Here is a 2,247-nt window from a genome sequence, read left to right on the forward strand (position 1 = left end):
ATATTTTCACAAATCACCATTCCCAGTAAAAGGATAATGTTTGACTATGCCGAATATTCTTTTGTAGATTATCGCGGAGGCACATATGACAGTTTTTACTCTGTTAGAATCAATTAGCGCTTTATCATTTATTGCTATGACGGCATATCTCACAGGCCGCAGCCGCTTTATTATGCGTTGTACCAGGTATCCATTTCACGTGCCAAGCCAAATTCCGCTTATTGTTTTATTTTCCTTTCTTGCAATAACAGGCAGCTACAGTGCTCTTCCCTGGGGTGAACCCCTTATCACCACCCGCTTAATCGGCGTGCTGTTAGCAGGTATCGCCGGCGGGCCGCTTACAGGCTTTAGCGTCGGGGTTATCTGCAGTATATATATGACGCTGACTGAAATGCTGGTAGCCGCCCCAGCCATTTATATTGTTTTTGTCGGAACACTTTCCGGGTTGCTGCGGCTTCAGTTGAGTTTCCACCAACTAACGCCACTTACCGGTGCCAGTGTGGCCCTGGTCGCCGAACTGTGCCAGGTTACTTTGTTTACCCTGGTTGCTACCGAACTGGAACTTGCCGGCTACATTATAAAATCGGCTATACCGACAATGGTCGTCAGCGTTATCGGTGTATGGATTTTTCTGTTCATTGTTAATTGGATTGAGGCTGAGCAGGATATTTACGGGGCCCGGGCTGCCCAGCTATCACTTGATATCGCCAGCCGTACCCTCCCTTATCTCCGACTAGGGTTTAATACCCATTCCGCTACAGTAGCTGCCCATATTATTTATGATCTCACCAAGGTAGATGCTGTTTCTATTACTGGCAGATATAAGCGTTTGGCGTTCATTGGCCAAGGTGCTGAACATCACACCCCGGGAGAACCGATCATATCTGCCGCAGTTAAAGAAGCCATCGCCAACAAAGTTATGAAAGTAATCAACGCGCCTAATGACCGGGGCTGCCCGATTCTTCACTGTCCCTTGCAGGCCGGCGTTGTAGTCCCTTTATTTACCGGCAACAAGGTGGTCGGAACAATTGAACTCGCCAGAGTCAACAATGAAACAGTCTCAGAACTGGACATCCGCATTGCTGACGGTATTGCTAATTTGCTATCAGTTCAGATTCAACTGGCTGAGATCGATGAGCAACGAAAAATGCGTGAAAAAGCTGAGCTTAAGGTACTCAGAGCTCAGATTAACCCCCATTTTCTTTTTAATACCATCAATATTATTATGTCCTTTTGCCGTACCGACCCGGATAAAGCCCGCAGCTTATTGGGCAGCCTAGCTACCCTTATGCAGCGTGCCTACTCGAATCAGGAGGATTTCCTTACTCTTCAGGATGAACTAACTGCCGTTACTGCCTACCTGGAAATCGCAAGATCACGGTTTGGTGACAGATTAGATATTGCTGTTCATGTCGATGATTCGGCGAATACCGCGCTTGTTCCAGCACTCTCGCTCCAGCCTTTAGTGGAGAACGCCTTAAACCATGGCCTATTTCCCAAGCTAGGGCACTGCTTATTAGCAATTGAGGCTTCAATTGAGGCTACCGCGCTAATTATTACCGTCACTGATAACGGGGTGGGTATCCCCACCGAGATACTGACCCAAATCAAAGCAGGCAACTCTGACGGCATTGGGCTACTGAATGTTCATAGGAGATTAACTAGTCTCTATGGTCCGGAGTATGGCCTGTCGATAACCTCTGAGCCGCCCTTCGGCACAGAGATTCGACTACAAATCCCATTCAAATGCCAATCGGTATCAAAGCAGAAAGTGAGTGGTGCTTCGTGAGAACCAAAGCAGTAATTATTGACGATGAACAACCTATTTGTGATGAGATTGAGTATTTGCTGAATCAGCGTGGTGATATCGAAATCTGTGCCAAGTTTACAAATTGTGTTGATGCACTCATTCATATCCTGGAGAAAAAACCAGATATCGTTTTTCTGGATGTCATTATGCCTGGTATGTCCGGGTTGGAAATGGCGCAGAAACTCAACAGCATGAATAAGCTGCCTTACATTGTTTTTATTACCGCATACCCGGAACACGCTGTCGAAGCTTTTGCCACACCCGCTGTCGGTTATGTTACCAAACCGGTTACCGAAGACAAGCTGAGCAAAGTCTTAGCCAAAATACGCAATCTCTCTGCGAAAACCACAACTGAACGAGGAACTCAGATTGCTAAAGTATGTGTATTATCCAGCGGCAAGATTGTTCCTGTAAATAAAAAAGATATTGTCCTGTCT

At 46.2% G+C, this 2,247-nt stretch carries 2 protein-coding genes; both read left to right on the top strand.

Annotated features, from left to right (window positions below):
* Positions 1-85: 85 nt before the first annotated feature.
* A complete protein-coding gene (locus tag VN379_RS24770; RefSeq protein WP_325538805.1) occupies positions 86-1,789 on the top strand; it encodes a histidine kinase in 1,704 nt (567 codons plus the stop codon).
* The coding region (locus tag VN379_RS24775; protein ID WP_325538806.1) for a LytR/AlgR family response regulator transcription factor at positions 1,786-2,247 on the top strand (462 nt) is incomplete at its 3' end. The genes VN379_RS24770 and VN379_RS24775, both read left to right, overlap by 4 nt.

This window comes from Sporomusa sp. (assembly GCF_035561255.1).
Classification (GTDB): Bacteria; Bacillota; Negativicutes; order Sporomusales; family Sporomusaceae; genus Sporomusa.